Genomic DNA, 24857 nt, shown 5'->3' with positions numbered 1-24857 from the left:
TCGGGCAGACTGGCGGGATGCACCCCGCGCACATCGATGCCCTCGCTCGTGACCTCGCGACAGCGAGCCTCACGAGCGAGGGCATCCGCGCGCTCGTGGGCGCCGGCGCCGAGGCCGCGCTCGCCCGCGCGGTCGCGGCGCCGGCCCGCCGGGCGGCGCTGCGCTCCCCCGGAGCCCGCTCGACGCTGCTGCGGGCGCTCGTGCTCGGCGATGCCGTCCCGGCGGACGAGCTCGCGGATGCGCTCCCGTCGCTCGGCGTCGACGGCGCGGTCGCGCTCGGCATCGTCGCGCTCGACGGCGACGCGGCCCGTCCCCTCGTCGCGATCCGCCCCTGCGCCTTCCGCGACGCGCTCGGCGAGGGCGAGTGGTGGATCGCGAGCGACCTCGACGAGCTCGCCGGCGTCGCGCCGCTCCGCCCCGACCACGTCCTCGGCATCGGCGGCGCCGCGCGCACGCTCGCCGCGCTCCTGCCGCCGGCGGATGCGCCCGTCGGAGCCGCGCTCGACCTCGGCACGGGTTGCGGCGTCATCGCGCTGCACCTGAGGCGCTTCGCCGACCGCGTCGTCGCGACCGACGTCTCCGAGCGCGCGCTGCGCTTCGCCGCGCTCAACGCCCGGCTCAACGGCGTCGACGGCATCGAGACCCGGCTCGGCTCGCTCTTCGAGCCCGTCGCCGGCGAGCGCTTCGACCTCATCGCGTCGAACCCGCCCTTCGTCATCACCCCGCGCGAGCCGGGCGTGCCCGCCTTCGAGTACCGCGACGGCGGGCGCACGGGCGACGCGCTCATGGGCGAGGTCGTCGCCGGCCTCGCCGAGCACCTGACCGCGCGCGGCGAGGCGAGGCTGCTCGGCAACTGGGAGTCCATCGCCGGCGCCGACGGCCTCGACCGAGCCGGCGCCTGGGCGAGCGACGGGCTCGACGTGTGGGCGATCGAGCGCGAGTCGCTCGACCCGGTGCGCTACGCCGAGCTGTGGCTCCGCGACGGCGGCACGCTGCCCCGCGACGCCGACTTCCCGCGCCTCGCCGGCGCGTGGCTCGACGACTTCGAGGCCAGGGGCGTGACGGCGATCGGCATGGGCTGGATCGCCGCTCGCGCGAGCGGCGGCGGGCGCCCGCCCCTCCGGCGGCTCGAGCGCGTCGGCCAGGCCGTCGCTCTCGAGCACGTCGGCGCCCACCTCCGATCGGCGCTCGACGACGCGGCATGGCTCGCGGGCATCGACGACGACGCCCTCCGCGAGACCGTGCTCGTCGCCCCGCCCGACGTCACCGAGGCCCGGCACCAGCTGCCGGGCGCCGCAGGTCCCAACGTCATCGAGCTGCGGCAGGGCGGCGGACTCGGGCGCTCGCTCCCGGTCGACACCGCGCTCGCGGCGCTCGTGGGAGCGAGCGACGGCGAGCTGCCGGTCGGCACGCTGCTCGCGGCCATCGCGGGCCTGCTCGAGGTCGACGAGGCCGTGCTCGCCGCCGACCTGTTGCCGCGCGTGCGGGAGCTCGTGCTGACCGGCTTCCTCCACCGGCGCCGCGACTGACTCGGCCGCCCTCCCCGCCTCTGGCCCGCGCGGCGGGCCGAGGCGGAGCCGCTCAGCGCGCGAGGCGAGCCGCGACCGCGCCGGGTACGTGCTCGGCGACGTCGAGCGCGGTGATCGGCCGCCCGTCCGCGACGGCGGCCGCGGCCGCCTCCCCGTGGAGCGCGACCGCGAGGGCGGCGATCGACGCGAGCGCCGCGGGCTCCCGCGCAGCGCCGGCGTTCGCCGCGACGAGCGCGCCGAGCATGCCTGCCAGCACGTCGCCCGTGCCGGCGGTCGCGAGGCGATGCGTCGCCGCCTCGATCCTCGTCGTGGGGCCGCCCGGCTCGACGACGTGCGTCGCGGAGCCCTTCGCGACCACGACGGCGTCGAGCGCTGCGGCGGCGGCCGCGGCGCGCATCCGCCCGTCTGCATCGACCGGCGCTCCGAGCTGTTCGAGGATGCGCTCGAGCTCGCGACCGTGCGGCGTGACGACCACGGGGCCGGCATGGCCGGGCACGAGGTCGAGCGCGCCCGCGTCGACGACGCTCGGCGATCCTGCGCCGAGCGCCTCGAGCAGCAGCGAGCGGAGCCGAGGGTCGCGCTCCCGCGCGTCCTGCCCCGACCCGAGCAGCCACGCGTCGACGCCCTCGGCCGGGTCGTCGAGGGCGTGGCAGACGGTCTCGGGCCGCCTCGCGAGCACGAGGTCCTGCACGCGCCGCGGCGCCCACAGGCGCACCATGCCGATCCCGGTGCGCCACGCGGCCTCGACGCCGAGCACCGCAGCCCCCGGGTAGCGCTCGGAGCCGGTGACGACGCCGAGCACGCCCATCGACCGCTTGTCGTCGTCGGCACCGGGTGAGCGCAGCCATCGCATGCCGCCACCCTACGGCGCACGTCCTCGAGAGCCGCCGGACCGCGCTCGCTCACCAGAGCGCGTCGACGCCGTGGCCGTGCGCGAGCAGCACGCCGAGCAGCTGCACGCCCGGCGCGCGGCCGGCGGCGCGCACGATCGCGTCGGCCCAGGCGAGGTCGTCGGGGGTCGCGCGTGCGGAGCCCGGCCGCTCGAGCACGACCGCGATGTGCGTCGCGACCTCGGCGACGCCGGTGAGGAGCGCGCTGAGCGTGGCGCCCGTCTCGGCGTCGGGCGAGACGGGCGCTCCCTCGATCTGCGGCAGGAGCGGCAGCTGGCGCCGCTCGTCGTCGAGGAGCAGCAGCCACATGCGGCGCGCGACGCCGCACTCGATGAGCGTCGTCGCGCGATCGAGGAGCGCGTCGTCGTCGAGGATCGGCAGATCGCCGAGCTCGAGCAGGCGTTCGGTCGTGAGGTCGTCCATGGCGGCAGGGAATCGCATCCGGGGCCGCTTCCGCGCGGCGAGGCGGCCTGCCTGTGGAGAGCGTCAGTCGGTGATAGAGCCTTGCCGCCGCGCGTCGGCCGCGTCGTCCGCGTCGATGACGAGCGGCCGGTCCTCCGGCAGCGGCCGCGCGACCGGTACGCGGCCGGTGCCGAGCACCTGCTGGATGACGTTCCGCGCGATGGTCTGCGCCGAGAGCCCCACCTCCTCGAGGATCTCCGAGCGCTCCGCGTGGTCGATGAACGCGTCCGGGAGCCCGAGCTCGTCGACCGGCGTGTCGACGCCCGCGGCACGCAGGTCCTGACGCACGCGCGTGCCGATGCCGCCGACGCGCACGCCGTCCTCGAGCGTGATGACGATGCGGTGGTCGCGCGCGAGCTCGACGATCGACGGCGCGACGGGCACGACCCAGCGCGGGTCGACGACCGTCACGCCGATGCCCTGCGCCTGCACGCGCTGCGCGACGTCCATCGCGAGGTGCGCGAACGAGCCGATCGCGATGATGAGCACGTCGCGGTGCGGAGCCTCGAGCAGCACGTCGACGCCATCGGCGGTGCGGCGCACCGCCTCGATCTCGTTGGGCACCGAGCCCTTGGGGTAGCGGATGACCGTGGGCGCGTCCTGCACCGCGACGGCCTCGCGCAGCTCCTCCTGCAGCCGCGCGGCGTCACGCGGCGCGGCGAGCCGGATGCCGGGCACGAACTGCAGCAGCGCGAGGTCCCACATGCCGTGGTGGCTCGGGCCGTCGGGGCCCGTCACGCCCGCCCGGTCGAGCACGAACGTCACGCCCGCCTTGTGCAGCGCGACGTCCATGAGCACCTGGTCGAACGCTCGGTTGACGAACGTCGCGTAGATCGCGACCACGGGGTGCAGCCCGCCGTACGCGAGACCGGCCGCGGTCGTGACGGCGTGCTGCTCGGCGATGCCGACGTCGAGCACGCGCGAGGCGTCGTAAGCGGCGAGCCGGTCGAGGCCCGTCGGGCGCAGCATCGCCGCGGTGATGCCGACGATGCGGTCGTCCTGCTTCGCGAGCGAGACGAGCTCGTCGGCGAACACCGAGGTCCACGCGGGACGCCCCGCGCTCGAGAGCGGCTCCCCCGTCTCCGGATCGATCTGCCCGACGGCGTGGAACTGGTCGGCCTCGTCGCGGATGGCCGGATCGAAGCCCTGCCCCTTCTGCGTGATGACGTGCACGATGACGGGCGCGCCGAAGTCGCGCGCTTGCGTGAGCGCCTCCTCGAGCGCCTCGAGGTCGTGCCCGTCGATCGGCCCGAGGTACTTGATGTCGAGGTTCGAGTAGAGCGCCTCGTTGTTGACGAATCGCGTGAGGAAGCCGTGCGTCGCGCCGCGCACGCCGCGGTAGACCGCGCGGCCCGGTCGGCCGAGCTTCGCGAAGGCGCGCTCGCTCGAGGTGCGGAGGCTCGCGTACGAGCGGCGCGTGCGGACGCCGTTGAGGAACCGCGCCATGCCGCCGATCGTCGGCGCGTAGGAGCGGCCGTTGTCGTTCACGACGATGACGAGCCGGCGGCTGTTGTCGTCGGAGATGTTGTTGAGCGCCTCCCACGTCATGCCGCCCGTGAGCGCGCCATCGCCGACGACGGCGACGACCGCGCGGTCGTGCTGGCCCGTGATGTCGAACGCCCGGCTGATGCCGTCGGCCCAGGAGAGGGACGAGGATGCGTGGCTCGACTCGACGATGTCGTGCTCGCTCTCGGCGCGCTGCGGGTAGCCCGCGAGGCCGCCCTTCTGCCGCAGCCGCGAGAAGTCCTGCCGACCGGTGAGGAGCTTGTGCACGTACGACTGGTGCCCGGTGTCGAAGACGAAGGCGTCGCGCGGCGAGTCGAAGACGCGGTGCATCGCCATCGTGAGCTCGACGACCCCGAGGTTGGGGCCGAGGTGGCCACCCGTGCGCGCGACCTCGCGGATGAGGAACGCGCGGATCTCGCCCGCCAGCTCGGTCAGCTCGGTCTGCGAGAGCCGGTCGAGGTCGCGCGGGCCGTGGATCTGATCGAGGAGCGCCATAGTCCCCCAATGCTACCGAGCGACATGGGGAAGGCCCCCACCCGAGGCTGGGGGCCTTCCATGCGTCGCCGCTCGATCAGACGAGCGAGCGCAGCACGTACTGCAGGATGCCGCCGTTGCGGTAGTAGTCCGCCTCGCCCGGCGTGTCGATGCGGACGACCGCGTCGAACTCGACCGTCTGCTTGCCCTCGGGGCTGTGCTCGCTCGGCTCGGCGGTGACGCGCACGGTCTTCGGCGTGCGGCCCTCGTTGAGCTCCGTGAGGCCCGAGATCGAGATGACCTCCGTGCCGTCGAGGCCGAGGCTCTCCCAGCTCTCGCCCTCGGGGAACTGCAGCGGCACGACGCCCATGCCGATGAGGTTGGAGCGGTGGATGCGCTCGAACGACTCGGTGATGACCGCCTTGACGCCCAGGAGGTTCGTGCCCTTCGCGGCCCAGTCGCGGCTCGAGCCCGAGCCGTACTCCTTGCCGCCGAGCACGACGAGCGGGATGCCCTGCTCCTGGTAGTGCTGCGAGGCGTCGTAGATGAAGGCCTGCTCGCCGTCGGGCGTCGTGAAGTCGCGGGTGTAGCCGCCCTCCACGCCGTCGAGCAGCAGGTTCTTCAGGCGGATGTTCGCGAACGTGCCGCGGATCATCACCTCGTGGTTGCCGCGGCGCGAGCCGTAGGAGTTGAAGTCCTTGCGGTCGACGCCGTGCTCGGTGAGGTACTTGCCCGCGGGGCTGTCTACCTTGATGCTGCCGGCCGGCGAGATGTGGTCGGTCGTGACCGAGTCGCCGAGCTTCGCGAGCACGCGGGCGCCCGTGATGTCCTCGACGGGCGTGAGCTCCATCGTCATGCCCTCGAAGTACGGGGGCTTCCGCACGTAGGTCGACTGCTCGTCCCACTCGAAGACGTCGCCGTCGGGCGTCGGCAGGCTGCGCCAGCGCTCGTCGCCGTCGAAGACGGCCGCGTACTGCTTCGTGAACATCTCGGTGTCGATCGACGAGTCGATCGTCTGCTGCACCTCGTCGGCCGAGGGCCAGATGTCGGCGAGGAAGACGTCCTGGCCGTCCTTGCCCTTGCCGAGCGGCTGGGTCTCGAAGTCGAAGTCCATGGTGCCGGCGAGCGAGTACGCGATCACGAGCGGCGGCGACGCGAGGTAGTTCATCTTGACGTCGGGGTTGATGCGGCCCTCGAAGTTGCGGTTGCCGGAGAGCACGGCGGTCACCGCGAGGTCGTGCTCGTTGACGGCGGCCGAGACCTCGTCGATGAGCGGGCCCGAGTTGCCGATGCACGTCGTGCAGCCGTAGCCGACGGTGTAGAAGCCCAGCTCGTCGAGGTCCTTCGTGAGGCCCGACTTGTCGTAGTAGTCGGTGACGACCTTCGATCCGGGCGCGAGCGTCGTCTTGACCCACGGCTTCGCCTTGAGCCCCTTCTCGACCGCCTTGCGGGCGAGCAGGCCGGCCGCGAGCATGACCGAGGGGTTCGACGTGTTCGTGCACGAGGTGATCGCCGCGATCGTGACGGCGCCGTTGTCGAGCGTGTACGTCTCGCCGTCGGGCGTCGAGACCGTGACCGGCTTCGAGAACTCGACCGGGCCTCCGCCGTTGATGTGCACCTCGCGGGTGTCCTCGTCCTCCTCGCCGGGCACGTTGCCGGGGTCGGACGCCGGGAACGAGTGCTTCGCGATCAGGTCGGCCGTCTCGTGCGTCGTCGACGGCGACGCGTAGTGCACGATGTCCTGCGCGAACTGCTCCTTCGCGCGCGTGAGCTCGATGCGGTCCTGCGGGCGCTTCGGGCCGGCGATCGACGGCACGACGGTGCCGAGGTCGAGCTCCATGTACTCGGAGAAGACCGGCTCGACCGACGGGTCGTGCCACAGGCCCTGCTCCTTCGAGTAGGCCTCGACGAGCGCGATCTGCTGCTCGTCGCGACCGGTGAAGCGCAGGTAGTCGAGCGTGACGTCGTCGATCGGGAAGATCGCGGCGGTCGAGCCGAACTCGGGGCTCATGTTGCCGATCGTGGCGCGGTTGGCGAGCGGCACGGCGCCGACGCCCGTGCCGTAGAACTCGACGAACTTGCCGACGACCCCGTGCTGGCGCAGCATGTCGGTGATCGTGAGCACGACGTCGGTCGCGGTGACGCCCGTGGCGATCTCGCCCGTGAGCTTGAAGCCGACGACGCGCGGGATGAGCATCGAGACGGGCTGGCCGAGCATCGCGGCCTCGGCCTCGATGCCGCCCACGCCCCAGCCGAGCACACCGAGGCCGTTGACCATCGTCGTGTGCGAGTCGGTGCCGACGACGGTGTCGGGGTATGCGGTGAGCTCGCCGTCGAAGGTGCGCGAGTAGGTGACCTTCGCGAGGTTCTCGATGTTCACCTGGTGGACGATGCCCGTGCCCGGGGGGACGACCTTGAAGTCCTGGAACGCCGTCTGGCCCCAGCGGAGGAACTGGTAGCGCTCGCCGTTGCGCTGGTACTCGATCTCGACGTTGCGCTCGAACGCGTCCGCGGTGCCGAAGAGGTCGGCGATGACGGAGTGGTCGATGACGAGCTCGGCGGGCGCGAGCGGGTTGATCTTCGTCGGGTCGCCGCCGAGTTCGGCGACGGCCTCGCGCATCGTGGCCAGGTCGACGATGCAGGGCACGCCGGTGAAGTCCTGCATCACGACGCGAGCCGGCGTGAACTGGATCTCGACGTTCGGCTCGGCGGTCGCGTCCCACGACCCGAGCGCCTCGATCTGGCTGCGCGTGACGTTCTTGCCGTCCTCCGTGCGGAGCAGGTTCTCGAGCAGCACCTTGAGGCTGAACGGCAGGCGCTCGTGGCCCGCGACCTTGTCGATCCGGTAGAACGCGTAGTCGGTGCCGCCGACCGACAGCGATGCCTTGCTGTCGAAGCTGTTCGGGTTCGCCATCGTGACTCCTCCTGGGTCTCACGGGTTGCGCTGGCTGCGCGTGAAGTCTATGCCTGCGCCCTCGCCCGGAGGTGGGCGGACGCAAAATATCTTGACGTCAAGATATCTTAGCGCGGCTCCCCGTCGGCCGCATCCGCGGGTGTGTCGAGCACGGCGCGGACCATGAGCCACGTCACCCAGAGCGCCGCGAGGTAGAGCGGCACGCCCATGAGCAGCTTCGTCGCGGCGAGCGCCTCGACCGCGCCCGCGAGGTACATCGGCACCTGCACCGCGAGCCGAGCGCCGATGACGACGAGCCACAGCATCGTCGCGCGCCACGCGACGGCGCGCTTCGCGCGCTCGGTGCGCCACGCGTGCGGCTTCGCCGTGAGTGCGCCCGCGACGATCCCGACGAGGGGTCGGCGCGCGAGCATCGACACGACGATCACGAGGATGACGACGGTGTTCACCGTGAAGCCCCAGAGGAAGTTGTCCTCCCCCTGGCCGGTGATGAGCGCGATCGCCGCCGAGATGCCGACCCCGATGAGGCCCGCGAAGGCGAGCACGGGCTGGCCCTTCTGCAGCACGCGCCAGGCGACGAAGGCGACGGATGCGACGAGCGGCACGAGCACCGAGACGAGCACGTCCTTCGTCGTCGCGTAGAGCACGAGGAAGAGGACGCCGGGCAGGAGCGACTCGACGAGTCCGCGCGCGCCGCCCATCGCGTCGAGCAGCGCGCCGGCGCTCGGCTTCGCCGCCGGGTCGAGGTGGCCGAGCTTCGAGCCGCGTATGGCCGCCCCGACCTGCTCGGAGAAGGATGCGTCGGCGGGCTCGGCCTCGTCGGCGGGTCCGGCCTGCTCCGCGGGCACCGTCAGACGGCCTTCGGCGCGCTGAGCGGGATGAGCTCGCGCGGCGGCATGGGCTGCGCGCCGCGGCACACCACGGTCGAGCGGAACAGCTCGAACGCCTTCGCCGCCTCGTCGTCGTCGAGCGCCGCCTTGCCGCCGATGAGGCCCTGCAGCATCCAGCGCGGGCCGTCGACCCCGACGATGCGCACCGCGCGCGGCGCGCCGTCGGGCCCGACCGCGAGCCGAGCGCGGAGCTCGGGACCGAGCAGCCCCTCCGCCTCCTCGACCGCGGCGCCCTGGCGCTCGAGCTGCGCGCGCAGCACCTGCCGCACCGGGAGCCAGATGCCCTCGCTGCGCGGTGCGGCGAACGGCTGCAGCTGCACGGTCGAGCCCTCGTGCTCGAGCGTCACCGCGACGATCCGCTTCGTCTTCTCCTCGACCTCGAGCCGCATCTGCATGCCGGGGCGCGGGACGATGCGGAGGCCGCCGAGGTCGACGTAGGGGCGCACCGGCGCCTCGGCCTCGTCGAGCGGACCCGCCACGGCGCGGTCCTCGGGGGCCGTCTTCTCGACGACCGCCTCCTCCTCGATCGGCTGCTCGTCGGCGCTGTCGGTCGTGTCGGTCATCGTGCGATCCCCTCTTGGACTGCGCTGAGCCCGGTCGATCCGTGCCCGCGCTCCCCTCGGTCGGAGCCCGGCAGTCGCTCGACCTCGATGAAGCGCACGCGCTCGACGCGCTGCACCACGAGCTGAGCGATGCGGTCCCCGACCTCGATGCGGTGCGGCTCCGTGCCGGTGTTGAGCAGGTTGACCTTGATCTCACCGCGGTAGCCCGCGTCGACGGTGCCGGGCGCGTTGACGATCGTGATGCCGTGCTTCGCGGCGAGCCCGCTGCGCGGATGCACGAACGCGGCGTAGCCGTCGGGCAGCGCGATCGCGACACCCGAGCCGACGAGCGATCGCTCGCCGGGGCCGAGCGTCACCGCCTCGGCCGCGTGGAGATCCGCGCCGGCGTCTCCGGGGTGCGCGTATGCGGGCACCGGCGACCCGGTGATGAGGACTTCGACCTGCTCCATCGCACTCGAGGCTAGCCGAGCGGGAGCCGGCCGGAGAACCGAGGCCGCGGATCGCGAGAGGATGGGGGCATGGAAACCGCCCCCTCGTACCGCGAGCGGCTCGTGCCGCCGTGGTGGCTCCCGCTCGTGCTGCTGCTCATCGTCCCCGCGGTGCTGCTCGTCTTCCTGCCCGTCAACCTGCAGGTCGGCGTCGCGATCGCGATCGTGCTCTACGTCGCCGTCGTGGCGCTGCTCTGGCTCGGCGCGCCCGTCGTCGCCGTCGAGGGAGCCGAGCTGCGCGCCGGTCGCGCGCGCATCCCGGTCGCCCAGCTCGGCGCAGCGGCGGTGCTCCGCGGCGACGACGCACAATCTGCGCTCCGCGCGGGGTGGAACCCGGCGGATCACCACGTCGTCTCGCCGTGGACGCGCGCGCTCGTGCGCGCCGTCGTCGAGGACCCGGAGGACCCGACGCCGGCGTGGCTCATCAGCTCGCGGCGACCGGAGGCGCTCGCCGCGGCGATCGAGGCGGCGCGCTAGCTCAAGCGCACTCGCGGCAGATCGGGCCGAGCTTCGACTCGTGGTCGAACTGCAGGCGGTGCTTCACGAGGAAGCAGCTGACGCACGTGAACTCGTCCTCCTGGGGCGGGAGCACGACGACGTCGAGCTCGACGTCTGCGAGGTCGGCGGCCGAGAGATCGAAGCTGCCGGGGTTGTCGGCATCCTCGTCCGTGGAGACGCTCTTCGCAGGCACACGCTCCTTGAGCGCCTCGATCGACTCGCTCTCGTCGTCGGTCTTGCGGGGGGCGTCGTAATCGGTGGCCATGCGGCAGTCCTTCGAGGGGTTCGGGGTCGGCGTCGGCGCACATTCTGCACGAAACAGGACACCGGAGCAAATCAGATATCAGGTGACGGCTCCGCGACTGCGCCCGTGCGGAGCGGCAGGCGCTGCCTGCACCCGACGGAACGCGCGGCGCGCCCGCACCATTCCCGAGCGGACCGTGCGACGCGTGGGATGCTGACGCGACCCGACACCGGCAAGGAAGGACCGACGAATCATGCAGCAGCTGAGCGTCATCGGCATCGAGGACGAGGTGCTCATCCTCGAGTCCGAGTCGGGTGAGCGCTTCCGCGTGCCCGTCGCCGACCTCCCGGAGCACCGCAAGCCCGCGGCGGCCGTGCCGCACCGCGAGCGCAAGGCCACGCCCCGCGAGATCCAGGCCCTCATCCGCGGTGGCATGACGGCCGAGCAGGTCGCCTCCTCCACCGGCGAGGAGCTCGCGTACGTCGAGCGCTTCGAGGGCCCCGTGCTCGCCGAGCGCTCCCACATGCTCGACTCCGCCCTCTCGATCCCGGTCGCGACGGGCGACATCGATCCGCTCGCGGGCGAGACGGCGTTCGGCGCCGCGATCGGCGAGCGCCTCGACGACCTGCGGGCGATCGAGCGCTCGTGGGCGGCGTGGAAGGACGCCGACGGCGGCGCTTGGACCATCCGCCTCCGCTTCACGACCGAGGGGATCCAGCACGAGGCGCTCTGGGGCTACGAGCCCAAGAAGGCCACCCTGACCCCGCGCGGCAAGGAGGCCACGTCGCTCAGCCAGTCGAGCGACGCGACGAGCGTGCTCGTGCCGCGGCTGCGTGCGATCGACCGGCAGTCGCGTCCCACGACCCCCGACGCCGCGGCGACCGCTCCCGCCGACTCGGCCGAGGCACCGACCGAGCAGCCGGCCGCCCCGCCCATCTCGCAGCGCGCCGCGACGCACGACACGGGCCGACACGACGCCGCTCGGCACGACACGGGCCGGTTCGACTCGGACGCCTTCCGCATCCAGCGGGGCGCGCAGCGCTCGGCGCCGAGCCCGGTCGAGCCGGGCGTCGGGCTCGAGGACGCCGTCGCCTCCGCGACGCTCACCGAGGGCACCCCGGTCGAGCGCCCCAAGGAGCCGACGCGCGCGGAGAACCCGTGGCTGCGCCGTCGCTCGGGCGAGGTCGGCAGCCAGCCTGAGAACGTGCAGGCCGCGGCGATCAACCGCCCCGCGGCCGCGACGCAGCCGAACCACACCGCCGAGCTGCTCGACGCGCTGCGGCGTCGGCGCAGCGAGCGCGAGGCCGCGCTCCGCACCGCCGAGAGCGAGCCCGCGCCGATCGAGCCCGAGCAGCCCGCCGCACAGGCGCCGGATGCCGAGGTGGCGCAGCGCCCGGCTCGAGTGCAGGCGACCGGTCCCGTCGCGGGCAAGAAGCGCGGCTCCCGCGCCGCGATGCCGAGCTGGGACGAGATCGTCTTCGGCTCCCGCAGCGACGACTGACGGCAGACGATACGACGAGAAGGCGGGCGCCGGCGACGACGCCTGCCTTCTCTCGTCCCCGCGCGTCCCGCCGACCTGAACGCTCCGTCATGTTAGATTCTCGGCGCACAGTCCCGTGCACCCTACAAGGAGGTAGGCATGAGCGCACCCGCGCATGACTCCGCTCGAGACAACGACCGCAAGGGCCTCGGCCGCGTCGTCACGGCCGCCATGGCCGGCACGGTCGTCGAGTGGTACGAGTTCTTCCTGTACGCGACGGCGTCGACGATCGTCTTCAACCTGATCATGTTCCCGCCGAGCGATGATCCGTACTTCCCGATCATCAGCGCGTTCCTGACCTACGCGGTCGGCTTCGTCGCGCGCCCGCTCGGCGGCATCGTCTTCGGCCACTTCGGCGACAAGTACGGCCGCAAGAAGATGCTGCAGTTCGCCATCATCCTGGTCGGCGTCTCGACCTTCCTCATGGGCTGCCTGCCGACCTTCGACCAGATCGGCTACTTCGCGCCCGCGGCCCTCGTCATCCTCCGCTTCTTCCAGGGCTTCGCGGTCGGCGGCGAGTGGGGCGGCGGCGTGCTGCTCGTGGCCGAGCACTCCCCCAACAAGGAGCGCGGCTTCTGGTCGTCGTGGCCGCAGGCCGCGGTGCCGGCGGGCAACCTCATCGCCACCGTCGTGCTGCTCGTGCTGCAGTGGACGCTCTCGGACGAGGACTTCCTCGGCTGGGGCTGGCGCATCGCGTTCTGGCTCTCGGTCGTGATCGTCGCGGTCGGCTACTACATCCGCACCCGCGTGACCGACGCCCCGATCTACCAGCAGGTCCGCGACGAGGTCGCGGAGTCGAAGGCGCAGTCGTACGGCGTGCTCGAGGTGCTCAAGCGCTACCCCAAGGGCGTCCTGACGGCCATGGGCCTGCGCTTCGCCGAGAACGTGCTCTACTACCTCGTCGTCACGTTCTCGATCGTCTACCTGCGCACGTACCTCGAGTACGACGTGTCGCGCATCCTGGGCCTCATGGCGATCGCGCACGTCCTGCACTTCATCTTCGTGCCGATCGTGGGCCGCTTCGTCGACACCGTAGGCCGCAAGCCGATGTACCTCATCGGCGTGCTGCTCGGCGCGACGTGGGGCTTCATCGCCTTCCCGATGTTCGAGACGGGCAACGACTTCGTCATCCTCGGCGGCATCGTGCTGGGTCTCGCGTTCCACGCCCTCATGTACGCGGGCCAGCCCGCGATCATGGCGGAGCTCTTCCCGACCCGCATGCGCTACTCGGGCGTCTCGCTCGGCTACCAGGTGACGTCGATCGTCGCGGGCTCGCTCGCGCCGATCATCGCCACCGCGCTGCTCGGCGAGTTCGGCAGCTACATCCCGGTCGCGATCTACCTCGTCATCGCGTGCGCCATCACGCTCGTCGCGGTGATCGCCCTCAAGGAGACGAAGGGCATCTCGCTCCACGACGTCGACGACATCGACCGCGAGCGACTGCTCGCCGAGAAGGGCAAGCTCTGATCCCGTGACGGGATCCTGACCGCGACGGGCGGCGAGAGCGATCTCGCCGCCCGTCGCCGTTGCGGGCCGATAGCGTTGGCCCAAGCACTACGGAAGGAATCGACGATGACGTCAATCGCCTGGATCGGGCTCGGCAACATGGGCAGCCGCATGTCCGCCCACCTCGTGACCGCCGGCCACGAGGTGCGAGGGTACGACGTGGTGGATGGGCTGCGGCAGTCGGCGGCGGAGCACGGGATCGTGCCGGTCGCCTCGGTCGCGGAGGCCGTCGAGGGCGCCGGGGTCGTCATCCTGAGCCTGCCGAAGGGCGAGCACGTGCGAGCGGTGCTCGCAGGCCCCGACGGCGTCTTCGAGCACGCCGCCCCCGACACCCTCATCATCGACACGACGACCGTCGACCTCGACACCTCGCGCTGGAGCCACGGCGAGGCCGGCTCGCGCGGCTTCCGCTTCGTCGACTCCCCCGTCTCGGGCGGCATCCAGGGCGCCGCTGCAGGAACGCTCACCTTCATGCTCGGCGGGGAGGAGGACGACGTGGCGCGAGCGCGCGAGATCGTCATGCCGATGGCCGGCAACGTCTTCGCGGTCGGCGGTCCGACGCACGGCATCGCCGCGAAGCTCGTCAACAACATGATGCTCGGCATCTCGATCCTCGCGATCTCCGAGGGCTCGCAGCTCGCCGAGCAGCTCGGGCTCGACCCGAAGGCGTTCTTCGACGTCGCGCGCGTCTCCTCGGGCGACTCGTGGGCGCTCCGCACGTGGTACCCGGTCCCGGGCGTCGTGCCGGGCGCCGCCGTGAACAGCAACTTCGACGCATCCTTCTCCGCCATGCTGTGCCACAAGGACGTCTCGCTCGCCGTCGAGGGCGCGGAGGCCGCCGGCGTCAAGGTGCCGGCGGCGAGGCTCATCCGCGACCAGCTGCAGCGGCTGCTCGACGACGGCTTCGGCGGCAAGGACTGCACCCTCGTCGTGCGCGAGGCGAGCCCCGATGGCACGGTCGCCGGTTGGGACGGCCGCTGATGCGCGTGCGCGGCGCGGTGCTGCGCCGGATCGGCGCCGAGCGTCCGTTCGCCGAGTCGCGACCGCTCGAGCTCGTCAACCTCGAGCTCGACGCTCCTCGCGAGGGCGAGCTGCTCATCCGCATTGAGGCAGCGGGCCTGTGCCACAGCGACCTCTCGGTCGTCGACGGCGCGCGCCCGCGGCCGGTGCCGATGCTGCTCGGCCACGAGGCGGCCGGCATCGTCGAGGTGGTCGGCGAGGGCGTCACCGATGTCTCGGTGGGCGACCGCGTCGTCACGACCTTCCTCCCTCGCTGCGGCGAGTGCGCGGCGTGCGCGACCGACGGCCGCCTGCCGTGCGAGCGCGGCTCGGCCGCGAACGGCGCCGGCGAGCTGCTCGGCGGCGGTCGCCGCCTGCACGAGGCGGCGCTCGAGGGCCGCAGCGGCGAGGTGCACCACCACCTGGGCGTCTCGGCGTTCGCGACGCACGCGGTCGTCGACCGCCGCTCGGTCGTGCCCGTCGGCGCCGACGTGCCGCCGCAGGTCGCCGCCGTGCTCGGCTGCGCGATGCTCACGGGCGGCGGCGCGGTGATCAACGCCGGCAAGCCGCGCGAGGGCGACGACATCGTGATCGTCGGGCTCGGCGGCGTCGGCATGGCGGCGCTCCTCGCCGCGCGCTCGCTCGGCCTCGGCCGCGTCATCGGGGTGGATGCGGTGCCGGCGAAGCTCGATCGGGCCCGCGAGCTCGGCGCCGACGTCGCGCTCTCCCCCGACGAGGCGCTCGAGCAGGGACTCCGGGCCAGCGTCGTGATCGAGGCTGCCGGTCACCCGAAGGCGTTCGAGACGGCGTTCGCGCTCACCGCGCCCGGCGGGACGACCGTGACGGTCGGTCTCCCGCATCCCGACGCGCGCTCGTCGCTCTCGCCGCTCGCGTTCACGGCCGAGGCGCGCACGGTGGTCGGCTCGTACCTCGGCTCCGCGGTGCCGTCGCGCGACATCCCGCGCTACGAGCAGCTGTGGCGCGAGGGGCGGCTGCCGGTCGAGGAGCTCGTCACGAGCGAGATCGCGCTCGACGACCTCAACGAGGCGCTCGACACCCTCGCCGACGGTCGCGCGATCCGGCAGGTCGTGCGATTCAGCTGACCGCGACCGGGGCGCTCGCGCCCGAGCGGGGCGGGCGCGAGCGCCCCGCTCGGGCGGTGCAGCCCCGGTCGCCGCGCGACGTCAGCGCCGACGGCCCTTGCGGCTCTTCTCGTCGTCGCCGCTCGTGAACTTCTTGACGATCATGCCGACGACGGCAGTCGCGATGGTCGTGATGAGCCACCTGCGCATGGTGCGGTCCCTTCCCTCGGTGTCCGGCCGTGCCGGCGTACGCCCATCCTGACCGGCGTCGCTGGACGCGCGGTGGACGCCTCCCTCAGGCGAAGGCGCCGAACGCGCGCAGCGGCACACGCAGCTCGTCCTGCGTGAGCGAGCCGTGCTGGCCGATCATGCCGCGTCCGGGATCGGCCTCGTCGACGTAGATCGCGAACCGCTTCCGCGCCGCGACGAACACGTGCCCGAGGCGCGGCTCGACCTCAGGTTCGACCTCGCCGAGCCAGCCGGCGGCGGCCACCTCGGCGCGGGTCGCGACCCACGCCGCATCGCCGAGCCATGCCCGCCAGGCTCCGGCCACCGCGTCCGCATCGCCCTCGACCTGCAGCTGCAGGCAGCGCGGCTCCCCCGCGACGTGCGCGATCGGCTCGAGCAGCTCCGGCGGCACGACGAGGTGCCCGGTCGGGTCGACGTCGACCATGCCGTGATCCGCGGTGACGATCAGTCCGACATCGCGCGGGAGCGCCGCGACGAGCTCGGCGACGGCGCCGTCGAGCTGCTCGAGCTCATCGGTCCATCCGGGCGACTGCCAGCCCGACTCGTGGCCGGCGCGATCGAGCTCGGGCACGTAGAGGTAGACGAGCGCGCGCTCGCGAGCCGCGTCGCGAGCGAGCGCGAAGCGGTCGGCGACCGAGAGCCCTCCGCGGTACTCCGCGCCGCGCAGCACCGCCTTCGTGAACCCGCTCGCGGCGTGCTTCGGCTCCCCGATCGCGATCGCCGGCGCCCGCTCGAAGAGCGTCGGGCTCCGCTGCCACGAGGCCGGATCCATCGCCCCGCCCCAGTCGCGCAGCTGGTTGCGCACCCCGGCGCCCGGCACGAACGCGTCGTAGCCGACGATGCCGTGCGCACCGGCGAGCTCGCCCGTCGTGAGTGAGGCGAGCGCGACCGCCGTCGTCGACGGGAAGCCCGCGTCGATCGAACCGCCCGGCGAGCCCGCGAGCGTGCGCGCATGACCCGCGCGCTGCCCGAGCTGCGCGGCGCCGAGGCCGTCGACGAGCAGCACGATCGCTCCGGCGACGCTCGGCAGCCCGAGCGCATTCGGCTCGCCCCGCATCGCGAGCGACGAGCTCGCGAGAACGTCGGCAAGGCTCCGGGATCCGGGCGCCCTCGTCGGTAGCATTCCGTCAGCCTATGACTGCCACCCCTCCCCCCGACCCCTCCGCCGCGATCGCCGAGCGGATCGACGACGTCGACGTCGCGAGCGAGATGCAGGACTCGTTCCTCGAGTACGCCTACTCCGTCATCTACGCCCGCGCCCTGCCCGACGCCCGCGACGGCCTCAAGCCCGTGCAGCGGCGCATCCTCTTCCAGATGTCCGAGATGGGGCTGCGGCCCGAGAAGGGCCACGTCAAGAGCGCGCGCGTCGTCGGCGACGTCATGGGCAAGCTGCACCCGCACGGCGACACCGCGATCTACGACGCGCTCGTGCGCCTCTCGCAGCCGTTCAGCCTGCGGCTGCCGCTCATCGACGGGCACGGCAACTTCGGCTCGCTCGACGACGGTCCTGCAGCTCCTCGCTACACCGAGGCGCGGCTCGCCGCGGCGGGACTCTCGCTCACCGAGGGCCTCGACGAGGACGTCGTCGACTTCGTCCCGAACTACGACAACTCCTACCAGCAGCCCGACGTGCTGCCGGCTTCCTACCCCAACCTCCTCGTCAACGGCGCGAGCGGCATCGCCGTCGGCATGGCGACGAACATGGCGCCCCACAACCTCGTCGAGGTCGTGCAGGCCGCCAAGCACCTGCTCGCGCACCCCGACGCATCCGTCGCCGACCTCATGCGGCACGTGCCGGGCCCCGACCTCCCCGGCGGCGGCGTCATCGTCGGGCTCGACGGCATCCGGGATGCGTACGAGCACGGCCGCGGGGCGTTCAAGACCCGCGCGCGGGCCTCGATCGAGCGCCACGGCCGCAAGACGCAGATCGTCATCACCGAGCTGCCCTACCTCGTCGGCCCGGAGCGGGTGATCGAGAAGATCAAGGACGGCGTGCAGTCGAAGAAGCTGCAGGGCCTCACCGAGGTGCAGGACCTCACCGACCGCAAGCACGGCCTGCGGCTCGTGATCAGCATCAAGACGGGCTTCGACCCCGAGGCGGTGCTGCAGCAGCTCTACCGCTACACGCCGCTCGAGGACGGCTTCTCGATCAACAACGTGGCGCTCGTGCAGGGCAAGCCCGAGACGCTGGGCCTCAAGCAGCTGCTGCGCGTCTACCTCGACCACCGCGTCGGCGTCGTGCGCCGCCGCAGCGAGTTCCGGCTGCGCAAGAAGCGCGAGCGCCTGCACCTCGTCGAGGGCCTCCTCATCGCGATCCTCGACATCGACGAGGTCATCCAGGTCATCCGCACCTCCGACGACTCGGAGCAGGCCCGCTCGCGCCTGCAGAGCGTCTTCGACCTCTCGGAGCCGCAAGCGGAGTACATCCTCGAGCTGCGCCTGCGGCGGCTCACGAAGTTCAGCCGCATCGAGCTCGAGGCGGAGCGCGGCGAGCTGCTCGCGCAGATCGCCGAGCTCGAGCGCATCCTCGGCTCCGAGGCCGCGCTGCACGAGGTGGTCGCGGCCGAGCTCGACGAGGTCGCCGAGCGCTTCGGCACGCCGCGCCGCACCGCGCTCACCGAGGGCAACGGGCAGGCGACGTCGGGCCGCGCGAGCGCGAAGACGGCGGTGAGCCTCGAGATCGCGGACGCGCCCACGCGCGTCGTGATGTCGGCGACCGGCAGGCTCGTGCGCGTCGACGGCGAGGAGCCGATCCCCGTGCCGGCGCGGCGCTCGCGCCACGACGCGATCCGCTCGACGATCGCCACGACGACGCGCGGCGCGTTCGGCCTCGTCACCTCGACGGGAGCCGTGCTGCGCCTCACGCCCGCCGACCTGCCCTCGGTGCCGCCCGCATCCGTCGGCCTCACCGCGGGCGTCAAGGTGCGCGACCTCGGCGCCTTCGAGCGCGGCGAGGAGGCGGTCGCGCTCATCGACCTCGGCTCGAGCGAGCCGTGGCTCGTCGCGACCGCGCAGGGCGTCGTCAAGCGCGTGAAGCCCGCCGAGCTGCGCGACCGCGACCGCGAGAGCGTCATCGCGCTCAAGCCCGGCGACCGGGTCGTCGGCGTCGCGCCCGCGCCCGACGAGTCGTGGGTCGTGCTCGTGACGAGCGACGCGCAGCTGCTGCGCTTCGCAGCCGCCGCGATCAACCCGCAGGGACCGGGCGCCGGCGGCATGAAGGGCATCGGGCTCAAGGCGGATGCGTCGGTGCGGTTCGCGGGCGCGGTCGCCGACGGCGCCGAGGTCGTCACCGTCACCGAGGCGGCCGAGACGCTCGCGGGGCTCGACGAGCCGCGCGTCAAGGTCTCGAGCCTCGAAGAGTTTCCCGCGAAGGGGCGCGGCACGGGCGGCGTGCAGGCGCACCGGCTGCTGAAGGGCGAGGTCGGGCTCGCGCTCGCATGGGCGGGCCCCTCGCCGCTCGCGGTCGGCGCGGACGGCTCGCAGCGCCAGCTGCCGCCCGGCGGCGCGCCGCGCGCCGGCTCGGGCGTCGCGATCGACGGCGCGATCGGCGCGATCGGCGCTCGCCTGGGCGCCTGACCCCTACCCCGGCTCCCACCCGTCGGCTCGATCGAGCGAACTTCCCCGAACCGTCGGAATCGGCGCCCGAACCCGGCGGTTCGAGGAAGTTCGACCGCTCCGCCGCGGGAAGCGGCGGTCAGGCGTCGATGCGCTCCCGGTCGACCTGCGAGGTCTGGATGAGCTCGCGACGCGGGGCGACGTCGTTGCCCATCAGTAGCTCGAAGATCTCGCTCGCCCGCTCCGCGTCGCTGATCGTGACGCGGCGCAGCGTGCGGCGCGAGCGATCCATCGTCGTCTCGGCGAGCTGGTCGGCATCCATCTCGCCGAGGCCCTTGTAGCGCTGCGGCGGCTCGACCCAGCTCTTGCCGCTCTTCTTGAGCTTCGCGAGCAGCCGGTGCAGCTCGGCGTCGGAGTAGGTGTAGACCGCCTCGTCTGGCTTGCCGCGGTGCTTGACCATCACGCGGTGCAGCGGCGGCACCGCCGCGAACACCCGCCCCTCCTCGATGAGCGGCCGCATGTAGCGGTGGATGAGCGTCAGCAGGAGGGTGCGGATGTGCGCGCCGTCGACGTCGGCGTCCGAGAGCATGATGATCTTGCCGTAGCGGGCGGCGGAGATGTCGAACGAGCGGCCCGAGCCCGCGCCGATCGACTGAATGATCGCCGCGCACTCGGCGTTGCCGAGCATGTCGCCGATCGACGCCTTCTGCACGTTGAGGATCTTGCCGCGGATGGGCAGGATCGCCTGGAACTCGCTGTCGCGCGCGGGCTTCGCGGTGCCGAGCGCGCTGTCGCCCTCGACGATGAAGAGCTCGGTCTGCGCGACGTCGTTCGAGCGGCAGTCGACGAGCTTCACCGGGAGCGACGACGACTCGAGCGCGCTCTTGCGCCGCGCGGTCTCCTTGAGCGAGCGGGCCGAGAGCCGCGCCTTCATCTCGCTCACGACCTTCTCGAGCAGCTGCCCCGCCTGCGCCTTCTCGTCGCGCTTGGAGGAGGTGAGGATGCCGCCGAGCTCGCGCGCGACGACCTGCGAGACGATCTGGCGCACGGCGGGCGTGCCGAGCACCTCCTTCGTCTGGCCCTCGAACTGCGGCTCGGGCAGCCGCACGGTGACGACGGCGGTGAGGCCCGCGAGCACGTCGTCCTTCTCGACCTTGTCGTTGCCGGCCTTGAGCTTGCGGGCGTTCGCGGCGACCTGGTCGCGCAGCAGCTTCAGCAGCGACTGCTCGAAGCCCGCGAGGTGCGAACCGCCCTTCGGCGTCGCGATGATGTTGACGAAGGTCTGCACGACCGTGTCGTAGCCCGTGCCCCAGCGCAGCGCGATGTCGACCTCGCACGTTCGGTCGACCTCGCGCGTGACCATGTGGCCAGTCGCCTCGTCGAGCACCGGGATGGTCTCCTGGAACGCGCCCTCGCCCGTCAGCCGCCACGTCGCGGTGAGCGCCGGATCGGGCGCGAGGTACTCGGCGAACTCGCTGATGCCGCCGTCGTACTTGAAGTCGTGCACGACGCGCTCGTCGCCGCGGTCGTCGATGATCTGGATCGCGAGGCCGGGCACGAGGAACGCCGTCTGCCGCGCGCGTCGCGCGAGCTCGTCGGCGAGGAAGTCCGCGCCCTTCGTGAACACCTGCGGGTCGGCCCAGTAGCGCACGCGCGTGCCGGTGACGCCCTTCGCGACCTTGCCGACCTTCCGCAGCCGCGACGCATCCGTGAACGGCAGGAACGTCGAGCGCGGCGAGGGCTCGCCCTCGTCGAGGAACTCGCCCGGCTCGCCGCGGTGGAACGACATCGCCCACGTCGCGCCGTCGCGGTCGACCTCGACGTCGAGCCGCTCCGAGAGGGCGTTGACGACGGATGCGCCGACACCGTGGAGGCCGCCGGAGGACTTGTAGGCGCCGCCGCCGAACTTGCCGCCCGCGTGCAGCTTCGTGAAGATGACCTCGACGCCCGTGAGGCCCGTGCGCGGCTCGACGTCGATCGGCAGGCCGCGCGCGCGGTCGCGCACCTCGACGGAGCCGTCGGGGTGCAGCACGACCGCGATCTCGTCGCCGTGGCCGCCGAGCGCCTCGTCGACCGAGTTGTCGATGATCTCCCAGAGGCAGTGCATGAGGCCGCGAGAGTCGGTCGAGCCGATGTACATGCCGGGGCGCTTGCGCACCGCCTCGAGCCCTTCGAGCACCGTGAGGTGCCGAGCCGAGTAGTCCGATGCCGCAGTCGCCAACCGATCCCCCTTCGCGTGACACGCCCGGGGTCTGCAGTCGTCGGGCGGTCGACGCTCCAGCCTACGGCCGCCGATCGCCGCCCCGCGGCAGGCGGCGCGGCTCGTCGCCTCGTTGCGCCGCTGGCGAACCGCGCCCCGCGTGATGCGGTATTGACAGGATGGCGTGCCACGATGGACTCCAGACGTGATGAAGGAGGGCACCGTGAACGACACCCAGACCGCGACGCTCGAGACCGACGAGGCGAACGCGCCGCTCAGCGCGCTCGACCGCTGCGACAGCTGCGGCGCCCAGGCATACGTCCGCGCGACGATGGAGAGCGGCGGCACGCTGCTCTTCTGCGCGCACCACGCCGCCAAGCACCGCGAGGCGATGCAGCCGCTCGCCGCCGTGTGGCACGACGAGACCGCGAAGCTCACCGAGGCGTAGGCCCCGGCGCGACTTCCACAGCGGCCCGTCCCCGATCGGGGGCGGGCCGCTTCGCTGTCGCTAGGCGAAGGGGCCCTGCAGCCGCCGCAGGAAGCGCTTCGTGCGCTCGTGCCGCGGGTCGCCGAAGACCCGCTCCGGCGCACCGCGCTCGACGACGACCCCCTCGTCGAAGAACGACACCTCGTCGGCGACCTCGCGCGCGAAGCGCAGCTCGTGCGTCACGACCGCCATCGTCCAGCCCTCGCCGGCGAGCTCGGTCATGACGGCGAGCACCTCGCCGACGAGCTCGGGGTCGAGCGACGACGTCGGCTCGTCGAACAGCAGCATCGAGGGCTGCAGCGCGAGCGCGCGCACGATGCCGACGCGCTGCTGCTGGCCGCCCGAGAGCGAGGAGGGGTAGGCGTCCGCCTTCTCCCGCAGGCCGACGCGCTCGAGGAGGGCGAGCGCATCCGCCGTCGCCTCCGCCTTCGGCCTGCCCTGCACCCGGATCGGGCCGACCGTGACGTTGCCGAGCACCGTCAGGTGCGGGAAGAGGTGGTGCTGCTGGAAGACCATGGCGGATGCGCGGTGCAGCGCCGCGCGCTCGCGTCGCCCGAGCGGGCGGGCGAAGTCGAGCTCGAGGTCGGCGATGCGCAGCGAGCCGGCATCGGGCGACTCGAGCCCGTTGAGCGAGCGGAGCACCGTCGTCTTGCCGGAGCCCGACGGGCCGATGAGCGCATGCACCGTGCCGGGCGCGATGTCGAGGTCGACGCCCCGCAGCACGTGGTTGTCGCCGAACGACTTGTGGAGGCCGCGCGCCGAGAGGAGCGGTGCAGGTGCGGGCGGTTCAGACGGCATAGCGATCCAGCTTCCGCTCGAGGCGGTCCTGGCCGGCCGCGAGGACGAGGCAGATGACCCAGTAGACCGCCGCGGCGACGAGGTAGATGGTCAGGAACTCGCCGCTCGGCGCCGCGATCCGCTGCGCGACGCGGAGGAGCTCGGTGACGAGGATGACGGAGGCGAGCGACGTGTCCTTCACGAGCGAGATGAAGGTGTTCGACAGCGGCGGCACCGAGACGCGCGCGGCTTGGGGCAGCACGATGCGGCCGAGCGCCTGACCCCGCGACATGCCGATCATCGCCGCCGCCTCCCACTGGCCGCGCGGGATCGAGAGGATCGCGGCGCGGATGATCTCGGCCGCGTAGCCGCCCACGTTGAGCGAGAGCGCGATGATCGCGCTCGGCCACGGGTCGAGGGTGATGCCGATCTGCGGCATGCCGTAGAAGATCACGAACAGCTGCACGAGCATGGGCGTGCCGCGGATGATCGAGATGTAGGCGCGAGCGAGGCCCGAGAGCCACGCGATGCCGGAGATGCGCGCGAGCGCCATGCCGATCGCGATCACGAGGCCGAGCGAGAACGACGCGAGCGTGAGCGGGATCGTGCCGGTGAGCCCGCCGAGGGCGACGGGCCCGATCGAGTCGAGCACGAGCTGCCAGTCCACGCGCGGAGCCTACGCCGGGAGCCTGCGCGGACGCGGCCCCGGCACGCGCCGGGGCCGCGTCGTGACGACCGGGGTCACGGCTGGGAGACGTCCTCGCCGAAGTACGACTCGGAGATCTCGGCGAGCGTGCCGTCGGCCGCGAGCGCGGCGAGTGCCTCGTCGATCGCGGCGAGCAGCGACTCGCTCCCCTGCCGCATCGCGACGGCGCTCTCGCTCACCTCGTCGGTCTCGGCGACGGCCTCGAGGCCCGTCTCGCCGCCCTGCGCCTGCTCGTAGTCGAGGAAGGTGAGCGAGTCGTTGATCGTCGCGTCGACGCGGCCGGAGCGCAGCAGCTCGGCCGCCTGGGCGAAGCCCTCGACCTCCTCGACCTCGGCGCCCGCCCCGCGCGCGACCTCGGCCCAGTTGCTCGTGAGCGACTGCGCGCTCACGCGGCCCGCGAGGTCGTCGAGCGAGGCGATGTCGCTGCCCTCGGGCACGACGAGCACGCCGGTCGAGTAGGTGTACGGCTCGCTGAAGAGGTAGCGCTCCTGGCGCTCGGGCGTGATCGAGACCTGGTTGGCGATCACGTCGATGCGGCCGGAGTCGAGGGCGGCGAAGATCGCGTCCCACTGGGTCTCGACGAACTCGACCTCGACACCGAGCTGCTCGCCGACCGCAGTGATGACGTCGACGTCGTAGCCGGTCAGCTCGCCCGTGCCGCCCTCGTGGAACGAGAACGGCGAATAGGTGCCCTCGGTGCCGACCACGAGCACGCCCGCCTCCTGCACCTGATCGAGCGTCACGCCCGACGACTCGGCCTCCCCGCTCGCGCCGGGCTCCGCGCTGCTCGAGCACCCCACGAGGGCGACGGATGCGGCGGCGACGACCGCGAGACCGGGGAGGGTGGAACGACGGGGCATGACTTCTCCTTTGCGGGGACAAAACTCCATCTTAAAACGACCATGGCGCATCCGATCGCATGGACGAACGCGAAGGGCCGCCCCTCTGAACTGGTCCCCGAAAGTTGGACTGGCCAAGTAGGAGCCTAAGCCGCGAGGGCCTGGGTCCGGTATTGCACCGGGCTCAGGCCCTCGAGCGTTGAGTGGCCGCGCTCGGTGTTGAACCAGGCGATGTAGTCATCGATCGCCGCGGTCAGCGCCTGGACGGTCAGGAACGTGGTGTTGCAGTAGAGCTCGTCCTTGAGGTGTCCGAAGAAGCTCTCCATGACGGCGTTGTCGAGGCAGTTGGCCTTGCGCGACATCGATTGGATCGCGCGACCCTCGAGCAGCTTGCGCCAGGTCGCGTGCTGATATTGGAAGCCCTGGTCGGAGTGGACGATCGGCTGGTCGCGCGGCGTG

At 72.4% G+C, this 24857-nt stretch carries 22 protein-coding genes; 8 read left to right on the top strand and 14 right to left on the bottom strand.

The features are described from left to right. Positions 1-17 precede the first annotated feature (17 nt). Positions 18-1529, top strand: coding sequence for a DUF7059 domain-containing protein (locus tag H508_RS0100115; RefSeq protein WP_026372563.1), 1512 nt, complete (start codon positions 18-20; stop codon positions 1527-1529). Between the two features lie 52 nt (positions 1530-1581). Here the strand turns inward: H508_RS0100115 and H508_RS0100110 are convergent, their stop codons facing one another. From H508_RS0100110 to dut, 7 genes are all read right to left on the bottom strand, one after another. Continuing rightward, complete coding sequence (locus H508_RS0100110; protein ID WP_026372562.1) at positions 1582-2382, bottom strand: ADP-dependent NAD(P)H-hydrate dehydratase; 801 nt, start codon at positions 2380-2382, stop codon at positions 1582-1584. A 49-nt stretch (positions 2383-2431) separates the two neighbouring features. Continuing rightward, positions 2432-2842, bottom strand: coding sequence for a hypothetical protein (locus tag H508_RS0100105; RefSeq protein ID WP_026372561.1), 411 nt, complete (start codon positions 2840-2842; stop codon positions 2432-2434). Between the two features lie 63 nt (positions 2843-2905). After that, positions 2906-4882 (bottom strand): 1-deoxy-D-xylulose-5-phosphate synthase, encoded by a 1977-nt coding sequence (dxs, locus tag H508_RS0100100; RefSeq protein WP_026372560.1) that lies wholly within the window; start codon positions 4880-4882, stop codon positions 2906-2908. A gap of 76 nt (positions 4883-4958) precedes the next feature. Further along, positions 4959-7775: an aconitate hydratase gene (locus H508_RS0100095; protein WP_026372559.1), complete on the bottom strand. Its 2817-nt coding sequence runs from the start codon at positions 7773-7775 to the stop codon at positions 4959-4961. Between the two features lie 107 nt (positions 7776-7882). Beyond that, positions 7883-8623: a DUF3159 domain-containing protein gene (locus tag H508_RS13545; protein WP_035253518.1), complete on the bottom strand. Its 741-nt coding sequence runs from the start codon at positions 8621-8623 to the stop codon at positions 7883-7885. 2 nt (positions 8624-8625) lie between these two features. Then, complete coding sequence (locus H508_RS0100085; protein ID WP_026372558.1) at positions 8626-9228, bottom strand: DUF3710 domain-containing protein; 603 nt, start codon at positions 9226-9228, stop codon at positions 8626-8628. After that, positions 9225-9677, bottom strand: a complete 453-nt coding sequence (dut, locus tag H508_RS0100080; RefSeq protein WP_026372557.1) for a dUTP diphosphatase — start codon at positions 9675-9677, stop codon at positions 9225-9227. Before dut ends, H508_RS0100085 begins: the two co-directional genes overlap by 4 nt. 69 nt (positions 9678-9746) lie before the next feature. Here dut and H508_RS0100075 point away from each other — a divergent pair, with 69 nt between their 5' ends. After that, positions 9747-10193 (top strand): DUF3093 domain-containing protein, encoded by a 447-nt coding sequence (locus H508_RS0100075; protein ID WP_026372556.1) that lies wholly within the window; start codon positions 9747-9749, stop codon positions 10191-10193. A 1-nt stretch (position 10194) separates the two neighbouring features. On the opposite strand, the gene H508_RS0100070 is transcribed toward H508_RS0100075, so the two are convergent. Further along, complete coding sequence (locus H508_RS0100070) at positions 10195-10479, bottom strand: DUF4193 domain-containing protein (RefSeq protein ID WP_021011759.1); 285 nt, start codon at positions 10477-10479, stop codon at positions 10195-10197. A gap of 232 nt (positions 10480-10711) precedes the next feature. Here H508_RS0100070 and sepH point away from each other — a divergent pair, with 232 nt between their 5' ends. The 4 genes from sepH to H508_RS0100050 all read left to right on the top strand — a co-directional run bounded on the left by sepH (position 10712) and on the right by H508_RS0100050 (position 15606). After that, positions 10712-11959 carry a septation protein SepH gene (sepH, locus tag H508_RS0100065; RefSeq protein WP_026372555.1) on the top strand — a complete coding sequence of 416 codons (1248 nt, stop codon included), beginning with the start codon at positions 10712-10714 and terminating at the stop codon, positions 11957-11959. 138 nt (positions 11960-12097) lie between these two features. Continuing rightward, positions 12098-13465 carry an MFS transporter gene (locus tag H508_RS13540; RefSeq protein ID WP_035253516.1) on the top strand — a complete coding sequence of 456 codons (1368 nt, stop codon included), beginning with the start codon at positions 12098-12100 and terminating at the stop codon, positions 13463-13465. Between the two features lie 105 nt (positions 13466-13570). Beyond that, complete coding sequence (locus tag H508_RS0100055) at positions 13571-14485, top strand: NAD(P)-dependent oxidoreductase (RefSeq protein ID WP_026372554.1); 915 nt, start codon at positions 13571-13573, stop codon at positions 14483-14485. Continuing rightward, positions 14485-15606: an alcohol dehydrogenase catalytic domain-containing protein gene (locus H508_RS0100050; protein WP_026372553.1), complete on the top strand. Its 1122-nt coding sequence runs from the start codon at positions 14485-14487 to the stop codon at positions 15604-15606. Before H508_RS0100055 ends, H508_RS0100050 begins: the two co-directional genes overlap by 1 nt. A gap of 274 nt (positions 15607-15880) precedes the next feature. Here the strand turns inward: H508_RS0100050 and H508_RS0100040 are convergent, their stop codons facing one another. Then, positions 15881-16891 (bottom strand): alkaline phosphatase family protein, encoded by a 1011-nt coding sequence (locus tag H508_RS0100040; RefSeq protein WP_245569395.1) that lies wholly within the window; start codon positions 16889-16891, stop codon positions 15881-15883. Between the two features lie 77 nt (positions 16892-16968). Between H508_RS0100040 and H508_RS0100035 the strand changes: the two genes are divergently transcribed. Continuing rightward, complete coding sequence (locus tag H508_RS0100035; protein ID WP_026372551.1) at positions 16969-19410, top strand: DNA gyrase/topoisomerase IV subunit A; 2442 nt, start codon at positions 16969-16971, stop codon at positions 19408-19410. Positions 19411-19528: 118 nt separating this feature from the next. On the opposite strand, the gene H508_RS0100030 is transcribed toward H508_RS0100035, so the two are convergent. Beyond that, positions 19529-21610, bottom strand: a complete 2082-nt coding sequence (locus H508_RS0100030; RefSeq protein WP_026372550.1) for a DNA gyrase/topoisomerase IV subunit B — start codon at positions 21608-21610, stop codon at positions 19529-19531. A gap of 202 nt (positions 21611-21812) precedes the next feature. Between H508_RS0100030 and H508_RS0100025 the strand changes: the two genes are divergently transcribed. After that, a complete protein-coding gene (locus H508_RS0100025) occupies positions 21813-22037 on the top strand; it encodes a DUF7455 domain-containing protein (RefSeq protein WP_026372549.1) in 225 nt (74 codons plus the stop codon). 60 nt (positions 22038-22097) lie between these two features. Here H508_RS0100025 and H508_RS0100020 read toward each other — a convergent pair whose 3' ends face one another. The 4 genes from H508_RS0100020 to H508_RS0100005 form a co-directional block, all read right to left on the bottom strand. Further along, positions 22098-22874 carry an amino acid ABC transporter ATP-binding protein gene (locus tag H508_RS0100020; RefSeq protein WP_026372548.1) on the bottom strand — a complete coding sequence of 259 codons (777 nt, stop codon included), beginning with the start codon at positions 22872-22874 and terminating at the stop codon, positions 22098-22100. Next, positions 22864-23520, bottom strand: coding sequence for an amino acid ABC transporter permease (locus H508_RS0100015; RefSeq protein WP_026372547.1), 657 nt, complete (start codon positions 23518-23520; stop codon positions 22864-22866). The genes H508_RS0100020 and H508_RS0100015 overlap by 11 nt, the downstream gene beginning before the upstream one ends. 74 nt (positions 23521-23594) lie before the next feature. Then, positions 23595-24419, bottom strand: a complete 825-nt coding sequence (locus tag H508_RS0100010) for a transporter substrate-binding domain-containing protein (RefSeq protein WP_026372546.1) — start codon at positions 24417-24419, stop codon at positions 23595-23597. A 125-nt stretch (positions 24420-24544) separates the two neighbouring features. Then, on the bottom strand, positions 24545-24857 hold a 313-nt coding region (locus H508_RS0100005; RefSeq protein ID WP_026372545.1), incomplete at its 5' end, for an IS3 family transposase.

Origin of the sequence: Agrococcus lahaulensis DSM 17612, assembly GCF_000425105.1 — a bacterium.
Classification (GTDB): Bacteria; Actinomycetota; Actinomycetes; order Actinomycetales; family Microbacteriaceae; genus Agrococcus; species Agrococcus lahaulensis.
The sequence above is the reverse complement of the archived record's forward strand: the minus strand, read 5'-3'. Positions and strand labels throughout refer to the sequence as shown.

Coding starts and splice junctions, on each gene's coding strand:
- H508_RS0100115 (WP_026372563.1), top strand. CDS start 18: ATGCACCCCGCGCACATCGATGCCCTCGCTCGTGACCTCGCGACAGCG.
- H508_RS0100110 (WP_026372562.1), bottom strand. CDS start 2,382: ATGCGATGGCTGCGCTCACCCGGTGCCGACGACGACAAGCGGTCGATG.
- H508_RS0100105 (WP_026372561.1), bottom strand. CDS start 2,842: ATGGACGACCTCACGACCGAACGCCTGCTCGAGCTCGGCGATCTGCCG.
- dxs (WP_026372560.1), bottom strand. CDS start 4,882: ATGGCGCTCCTCGATCAGATCCACGGCCCGCGCGACCTCGACCGGCTC.
- H508_RS0100095 (WP_026372559.1), bottom strand. CDS start 7,775: ATGGCGAACCCGAACAGCTTCGACAGCAAGGCATCGCTGTCGGTCGGC.
- H508_RS0100085 (WP_026372558.1), bottom strand. CDS start 9,228: ATGACCGACACGACCGACAGCGCCGACGAGCAGCCGATCGAGGAGGAG.
- dut (WP_026372557.1), bottom strand. CDS start 9,677: ATGGAGCAGGTCGAAGTCCTCATCACCGGGTCGCCGGTGCCCGCATAC.
- H508_RS0100075 (WP_026372556.1), top strand. CDS start 9,747: ATGGAAACCGCCCCCTCGTACCGCGAGCGGCTCGTGCCGCCGTGGTGG.
- H508_RS0100070 (WP_021011759.1), bottom strand. CDS start 10,479: ATGGCCACCGATTACGACGCCCCCCGCAAGACCGACGACGAGAGCGAG.
- sepH (WP_026372555.1), top strand. CDS start 10,712: ATGCAGCAGCTGAGCGTCATCGGCATCGAGGACGAGGTGCTCATCCTC.
- H508_RS13540 (WP_035253516.1), top strand. CDS start 12,098: ATGAGCGCACCCGCGCATGACTCCGCTCGAGACAACGACCGCAAGGGC.
- H508_RS0100055 (WP_026372554.1), top strand. CDS start 13,571: ATGACGTCAATCGCCTGGATCGGGCTCGGCAACATGGGCAGCCGCATG.
- H508_RS0100050 (WP_026372553.1), top strand. CDS start 14,485: ATGCGCGTGCGCGGCGCGGTGCTGCGCCGGATCGGCGCCGAGCGTCCG.
- H508_RS0100040 (WP_245569395.1), bottom strand. CDS start 16,891: ATGCGGGGCGAGCCGAATGCGCTCGGGCTGCCGAGCGTCGCCGGAGCG.
- H508_RS0100035 (WP_026372551.1), top strand. CDS start 16,969: ATGACTGCCACCCCTCCCCCCGACCCCTCCGCCGCGATCGCCGAGCGG.
- H508_RS0100020 (WP_026372548.1), bottom strand. CDS start 22,874: ATGCCGTCTGAACCGCCCGCACCTGCACCGCTCCTCTCGGCGCGCGGC.
- H508_RS0100010 (WP_026372546.1), bottom strand. CDS start 24,419: ATGCCCCGTCGTTCCACCCTCCCCGGTCTCGCGGTCGTCGCCGCCGCA.